This window comes from Aliarcobacter trophiarum LMG 25534 (assembly GCF_003355515.1).
Lineage (GTDB): Bacteria > Campylobacterota > Campylobacteria > Campylobacterales > Arcobacteraceae > Aliarcobacter > Aliarcobacter trophiarum.
The window spans coordinates 1,908,660-1,915,613 of the sequence record NZ_CP031367.1; the positions used below are offsets into that span (position 1 = coordinate 1,908,660).

At 29.2% G+C, this 6,954-nt stretch carries 8 protein-coding genes; 5 read left to right on the forward strand and 3 right to left on the reverse strand.

From position 1 onward, the window contains the following. Positions 1 to 79 precede the first annotated feature (79 nt). Positions 80 to 1,894, reverse strand: coding sequence for a translational GTPase TypA (typA, locus tag ATR_RS09770; protein WP_115429350.1), 1,815 nt, complete (start codon positions 1,892 to 1,894; stop codon positions 80 to 82). A 268-nt stretch (positions 1,895 to 2,162) separates the two neighbouring features. Here typA and yedE point away from each other — a divergent pair, with 268 nt between their 5' ends. The 5 genes from yedE (at position 2,163) to ATR_RS09795 (ending at position 5,651) form a co-directional block, all read left to right on the forward strand. Then, on the forward strand, positions 2,163 to 3,359 hold the full coding sequence (yedE, locus tag ATR_RS09775; RefSeq protein WP_115429352.1) for a selenium metabolism membrane protein YedE/FdhT: 1,197 nt from the start codon (positions 2,163 to 2,165) through the stop codon (positions 3,357 to 3,359). Positions 3,360 to 3,368: 9 nt separating this feature from the next. Then, complete coding sequence (gene yedF / locus ATR_RS09780) at positions 3,369 to 3,608, forward strand: sulfurtransferase-like selenium metabolism protein YedF (RefSeq protein ID WP_109065934.1); 240 nt, start codon at positions 3,369 to 3,371, stop codon at positions 3,606 to 3,608. A gap of 90 nt (positions 3,609 to 3,698) precedes the next feature. After that, on the forward strand, positions 3,699 to 4,520 hold the full coding sequence (locus ATR_RS09785; protein WP_115429354.1) for an FAD-dependent thymidylate synthase: 822 nt from the start codon (positions 3,699 to 3,701) through the stop codon (positions 4,518 to 4,520). Beyond that, positions 4,517 to 5,134, forward strand: coding sequence for a trimeric intracellular cation channel family protein (locus tag ATR_RS09790; protein ID WP_115429355.1), 618 nt, complete (start codon positions 4,517 to 4,519; stop codon positions 5,132 to 5,134). The genes ATR_RS09785 and ATR_RS09790 overlap by 4 nt, the downstream gene beginning before the upstream one ends. Positions 5,135 to 5,189: 55 nt before the next feature. Next, entirely contained in the window at positions 5,190 to 5,651 is a 462-nt protein-coding gene (locus ATR_RS09795; RefSeq protein ID WP_115429358.1) for a hypothetical protein, read from the forward strand. Positions 5,652 to 5,669: 18 nt separating this feature from the next. Here the strand turns inward: ATR_RS09795 and purN are convergent, their stop codons facing one another. Together purN and ruvC are read right to left on the reverse strand one after the other, a co-directional pair. Beyond that, positions 5,670 to 6,263: a phosphoribosylglycinamide formyltransferase gene (purN, locus tag ATR_RS09800; protein WP_228254235.1), complete on the reverse strand. Its 594-nt coding sequence runs from the start codon at positions 6,261 to 6,263 to the stop codon at positions 5,670 to 5,672. Positions 6,264 to 6,268: 5 nt separating this feature from the next. After that, on the reverse strand, positions 6,269 to 6,739 hold the full coding sequence (gene ruvC / locus ATR_RS09805; RefSeq protein ID WP_115429362.1) for a crossover junction endodeoxyribonuclease RuvC: 471 nt from the start codon (positions 6,737 to 6,739) through the stop codon (positions 6,269 to 6,271). Between the last annotated feature and the right edge of the window lie 215 nt (positions 6,740 to 6,954).

The following is a 6,954-nucleotide window of genomic DNA, read 5'->3' on the forward strand; positions in this document are numbered from 1 at the left end:
TAAATTATTTGTATATTATCTATTTTTCTTTGTTTCTCAATATTTTACTATCACAAAAGTTTCGCTTAAAAGAAAAAAATTAAGCATTCTTTTCTTTTTTTGCTGTTCTTTTTCTAACAGTTGGATCAAGTTCTCTTTTTCTAATACGAACAGAAATAGGAGTAACCTCAACCGACTCATCCTCTTCAATCCACTCTAAAGCATTTTCTAAAGACATAATTTTTGGTGGAATAAGTCTAATAGCTTCATCAGCACCACTTGATCTTACATTTGACTGTTGTTTTCCTTTGATAGGATTTACATCCAAATCATTATCTTTTGAATGTTGTCCAACTATCATTCCTGTATATACTTTATCTTGAGGTTTTACAAACATAACTCCTCTATCTTGTAAGTTAAAAATTGAGTATGCTAAAGCCTCTCCATTTTCCATAGAAACTAAAGCTCCATATTTTCTACTTTCAACAGTTCCACTATATGGTCTAAATTCTAAAAATGAGTGATTCATAACACCCTCACCTCTAGTTTCAGTTAAAAACTCTGTTCTAATTCCTATAAGTCCTCGTGCAGGAATTTCAAACTCTAATCTTGTAAATCCTTCACCCATTGGAACCATATTAGTCATAACAGCTTTTCTTTTTCCTAGCTTTTCAATAATAGCTCCACTAAACTCATCTGGTGTATCAATTACAAGATGCTCAAATGGCTCCATTTTTACACCATTCTCTTCTCTAATAATTACTTCAGGTCTTCCTATACAAAACTCAAAACCTTCTCTTCTCATATTTTCAGCTAAAATTGTAATTTGAAGTTCACCTCTTCCATTTACTTTAAATTTACCCTCACCAATTTGCTCATATCCCATAGCAATATTTGTATTCATCTCAGCTCTTAATCTCTCATCAATTTTATTTGAAGTTACATATTTTCCTTCTGTTCCAGCAAGTGGTGAGTCATTTACAGAGAATGTTACAGAAAGTGTTGGCTCTTCTATATGCATAGGATCTAGTGGCATTGGATTATTTGGATCACATAAACTATCTCCAACATCAATTGTCTCAAATCCAGCAACAGCAACAATATCACCAGCTCCTGCTGTTTTTATATCAATTCTTTCAAGCCCTTTAAATCCAATAAGTTTAGATACTCTACCTTTAATTTTTTCTCCATCTGCTTTACATAAAACAACTGTTTCTCCTTGAGATATTGTTCCATTAAAAATTCTAGCTATTCCAATTTTACCTATAAAATTATCATAATCAAGAGTAAAAACTTGAAGTTGTAATCCATTTGAATCTTCACCTTTTGGCTTTGGAACTTCTTTTAAAATAGTTTCGTAAAGTGGTTTAAAATCCATATTATCATCAGTTGGATTATATCTTGCAAATCCACTTCTAGCGGCTGCATAAATTACTGGGAAATCTAGTTGTTCTTCTGTTGCATCCATTTGTGCAAAAAGGTCAAAAACTTCATCAACAACTCTATCAGGTTCAGCTGCTGGTTTATCTATTTTGTTTACAACAACAATTGGTCTATGTCCCAATGATAATGCTTTTTTAACAACAAACTTAGTTTGTGGCATAACTCCCTCTTGTGCATCTACAAGAAGTAAAACACTATCAACCATTTTTAAAACCCTCTCAACTTCTCCACCAAAATCGGCATGTCCAGGAGTGTCTATGATGTTAATTCTAACACCTTCGTAATCAATTGCTGTATTTTTAGAAAGAATTGTAATTCCTCTTTCTTTCTCAATTGCATTGCTATCCATAACTCTTTCATCTACATTTTGATGAGATGAAAATGTACCACTCTGTTTTAACAGCTCATCAACTGTTGTCGTTTTTCCGTGGTCAACGTGTGCAATTACTGCTATATTTCTAATGTCTCTCATACTTCTTCTTTATATAAAATTTTCGCGGATTGTATCTAAAAAAAACTTAAGTTCTTATAATAGCTTAAAATATGGTTAAATAAAATCAGAATATAAAAAATATATAAGTAAAAAAAAATTACTTTTTAGCTTAAATTAATCTTATTTAGCTTAAAATTTCTCCCTTTAGGTTTACGGTGTAAACAGACAAAACTTCATTTTAATTTTTTAAATCTTAATTATGGAAAATGTCAATCATTTTATTTTTATTTTTGTTAGGAAGCAAAATATGGAATTTTTGCAAAATTTACGACAAAACTATTTAACAAAGTTTTGGAAGCCTGTTCCTGCAGTTATAGCTTTAGGAATTTTAAGTGCTTATTATTTTGGAATTACAGGAACTTACTGGGCAGTTACAGGTGAATTTACAAGATGGGGTGGGCACTTTTTACAACTTTTTGGAGTAGATGTTTCATCTTGGGGATACTATAAACTTATGAGTATAGAAGGAAATATTTTTACAAGAGTTGATGGGGTTATGATAATTGGTATGTTTGCTGGATGTATAGCTGCCGCATTTTGGGGGAACAATGTAAAGTTTAGAATGCCAGTTAATAAACTACGAGTTTATCAAGCACTTATAGGTGGAATTATTGCTGGATTTGGAGCAAGATTAGGAATGGGTTGTAATTTGGCAAGTTTTTTTACAGGTATCCCACAGTTCTCTTTTCATGCTTGGGTATTTACAGCTTTTATGATGGTTGGAGTTTATTTTGGGGTAAAAGTAGCGCTAAGCCCATATTTTCAATCTAAAATAAAAATGCAAAAAGTATGTGATACAAAAAACCTACCACACGACGAAACTAAGGTTAAGAAATTTTTTACACTAGGAACATTGGTATTTATTTTAATAATTATTTATGCTTTATATTTAATCTTTTTTGCAAATAGTACAAAGTTAGGAATGGCTACACTTTTTGGAGCTAGTTTTGGACTGATTATTGCAAAAGCACAAATCTGTTTTACATCTGCATTTAGGGATATTTTTACAACGGGAAGAAGTGAATTAGCTATTGCAATTATTATTGGTATGGCTGTTGCAACTTTAGGTGTGTTTACATATTTAAATATGGGGGCTACACCTAAAATATTTTGGACTGGACCAAATGTAGTTATTGGTGGGCTTTTATTCGGATTTGGAATAGTAATTGCAGGTGGTTGTGAGTGTGGTTGGATGTATAGAGCGGTTGAAGGACAAGTTCATTTTGCAATTGTTGGAGTTGGAAATATTATTGGAGCTACACTTTTAGCCTTTGTTTGGGATGATATAAGTGAACCTCTTGCAACATCTTGGCCAAAAATAAACTTACTCCAAGAGTTTGGTAATTATGGTGGATTAGTAGCAAACTATGGATTACTTTTACTATTTTTTATAGTAATCCTAGTTTTAGAAAAAAAATATTTAAGAAAATCAAGAAATAGATAAGGAGAATAGATGGAAAACAAAGAGATAATCCCAGATTATAGGATAGATATGCAAGGTGAACCTTGCCCATATCCAGCTATAAATACTCTTGAAGCTATGAAAGAGTTAAATGATGGTGAGATTTTAGAAATTATTAGTGATTGTCCACAAAGTATAAACAATATTCCAATAGATGCAAAAAATCATGGATATAAGGTACTTTTAATAGATAGTGATGGACCAACTATTAGATATATTTTACAAAAATAGATACTAAAAAGTATCTATTTTTTATTTTTTAAATACTCTATAAAACTATTTCAAGTATAATCTTCACATTTTATTTCAAAAAGGTACAAAATGATAGAGCTAATAAACAGATATAACAATATTTTAAATGACGATATTGGCTTTGTTGAGAATTGGGATTTTAGTCGTGCAAACTTAAATGAAGAGAATAGAATATTAGCTATTACTCAAGTTGCAAGTATTTGCTATCAAAACCCTAAGGCTTTAGGAAGTGAAAGTTTATATAATAGATTAGCATCAGAAAGTATGGGATTACCAAGTTCTAGTTTTGAGTTTGTACCAGTACTACTTGATTATGAAAATCCTCAACATAAAGAAATTCTAACTTTAGAGTACTCAAACTGTAAAAAGTATGGCGAACAACTTGATGATAAATATCTTCTTACAAACTATAGAGCTTTAGTTTACGACTATGAAAATAGCTCAAATCTATTTAGTTTTGATATTAGAACTATCTTTAATACAAAAGAGGAGTGCGAAATTATTAAAAACTACTTTAAAGTATTTTTATATAAAGTAGATTTACCAACAAGAAGCCAAATGGTAAGACATAGAGTATCATGGCAAGAGCTTAGTCGTAGATATGTAAGTGGTAAAAGAGTTCCATTTGAATTTTATATTAGTGAAAAATTAAAAAATAACCCAAAAGTAGATAAATTAATCAAACAAAGTACAGATTTATATTTTGAACTTCTTGAAGCTGGAGTTAAACCACAAGAAGCAAGACGAGTAATTCCTCAAATGGGATATACACAAATTTGGGCTGCATATATGCCAAAACAACTAGATAATTATTTTAAATTAAGATTAGATGAAACAGCTCAATGGGAGATTAGACAAACTGCACTAGCAATGCAAGAGCTTCTTAGATGAGCGCCTTAGAAATTGCTGATATTATAGGAATAATCTGCTTTGCTTTAAGTGGATTTTTAATAGCAGTTCACTGCAAACTTGATATTTTAGGAGTTTTTATCTCTGCATTTTTAACTGCTTTTGGTGGTGGAATGACAAGAGATGTTTTAGTAGATAGAACTCCTTATGTTTTTACTTCAAATCTTCCACTAAGTCTTGTAATAGCAACAGTTTTAATAGCAATGCTTTTTAAACTTCATAAAATTACAAACTTAGAAGGAAAATGGGCATTTATAATTTCTGATGCAATAGGATTATCCTCTTTTGCAATAACTGGTTCAATAATTGCAATAGAGAGTGGATTTAACTTTTTAAGTGTAATAATACTTGCATTTATAACAGCAGTTGGTGGTGGAACAATCAGAGATGTGCTTATAAATCGTATGCCATTTATTTTAGTTTCAGAGTTTTATGCAACAGTCGCTTTAATTGTTGGTTCTATGGTATATCTTTTAGAGATGTTTGAAATAAGAAATTTTATGACTCTTTTAATAGTTTTTATTTTTGGAGTTCTTTTAAGAGTTTATGCGTACTACAAAAAGTGGCATTTACCGACACTTTTAAAAGATAATTAATCTACTATTTACTTTATATTGCTAAAATCCTTTGAAAAATTTTTAAAGGAAAAATATGTTAAAAAAAATACTTTTAGCTTCTTTATTAGCTTTAGGATTAAATGCATCACCACTTGCTATTGATAGTGTTATTGAAACTATAAAAATCAAAGATCAAAATGAAGTTGAAAAGACTATTGATGCAAATGTAAAAACTATACTTTTTGCAAGTGATAAAAAAACAAGTGATTTACTAAGAGATTACCTTTTACCATTAAGTGAAAAAGAGAACATTTTAGAAAAAAATAGTGCCGTTTATGTAGCTGATATTTCTGGAATGCCTAGCCTTATTTCTAAATTTATAGCATTACCAAAAATGAAAAAATATCCTTTTTCAGTTCTTCTTTTAGATGATACAAATAAAGATAATTTCACAAAAGAAGAAGGAAAAATTATTATTTATAGTTTAGAAAATGGAAAAGTTGTAAAAATAGATAAAATTTCTACAAAAGAAGAGTTAGCAAATTTTATTAAATAAATATATTAGAAGAGGAATTTATTCCTCTTCTAAAACTTTTTTAAATGCCTCAACTATTGCTATTTTTTCTAGTTCTTTAATTTTTTCTTCTAAACTTTTAGCTGTTTCATCTTTACTTAATTCTAGCTCTTTTATCAAAATAGTTTCACCCTCATCATAATTTTCATCTATATAGTGAATTGTACAACCTGACTTTTTCTCACCATTTTTTACAACAGCTTCATGAACAAAACTCCCATACATTCCTGCTCCACCATAGATTGATGGTAAAATTGCTGGGTGAGTATTTATTATCTTTTTTGGAAAAAATTTAAGTAAATTTTCTTCTATTTTTTTCATATATCCAGATAAAAATATATAATCACAATTATAATCTTTTAATATTTGTGCTATTTTTAAATCTAAGTTTTCATTTGGAAAGATTTTTGAATTTATTACAAAACTATCAATATTATAATTTTTTGCTTTTCCTAAAACTCCAGCATTTGAGTTATTTGTTATTATTACACAAACTTTTGCATCTAAAATTCCAGCTTCGATAGCTTTTTGTATTGTCTCAAATCCACTTCCATTATATGAAGCCAAAATTCCTATTTTTTTACATGTTTTCACTATTTTTATCCTTTTACTCTTTGAGAATGTGTTAATGCAATTGCTATTGCATCTGTTATATCAAGTGGTTTTATCTCTTTTTTTATTCCTAAAAGCTTTTTAACCATAAAAGATACTTGCTCTTTTGTAGCTTTACCATTTCCTGTAACTGCTTGTTTTACTTGAAGTGGAGTATATTCTGCAAAATTTCCAAAGTTTTGTAAAATCTTTAGAGAGATTGCTCCACGAAATTGTGCAAGCTTTATAACAGTTTTTGGATTAAATGCATAAAACATATCTTCAATAGAAACTTCATCTATTTTATATGCTTTAAAAATTAAATCAATTCCCTCTGTCATCTCTACTATTTGTTCCTGTAAAATTGTAGTTTTTATCTTTATAAGACCTGCTTCAATTAGCTTTAAATCTCTTCCATTTTTTTCTATTACAGCATATCCACAATTTCGCGTACCTGGGTCTATTCCCAATATTTTCACTATTTCACTCTTTTTTTGTTTTTTATTTTCACATTTGTAAATATACGATTGTATCAAGTTTTAACTATGTTTTTAGTTAGAAAATATTAATGCTATTCACTACTTATTCACATCGTGGATAATTTAATTATTTTCCATATTTTTTATAGTTGAAGCTAATTTATAAAATATTTAGCTATAATAAATGCTTAATTAAATTTAATTTTTAGGTTATT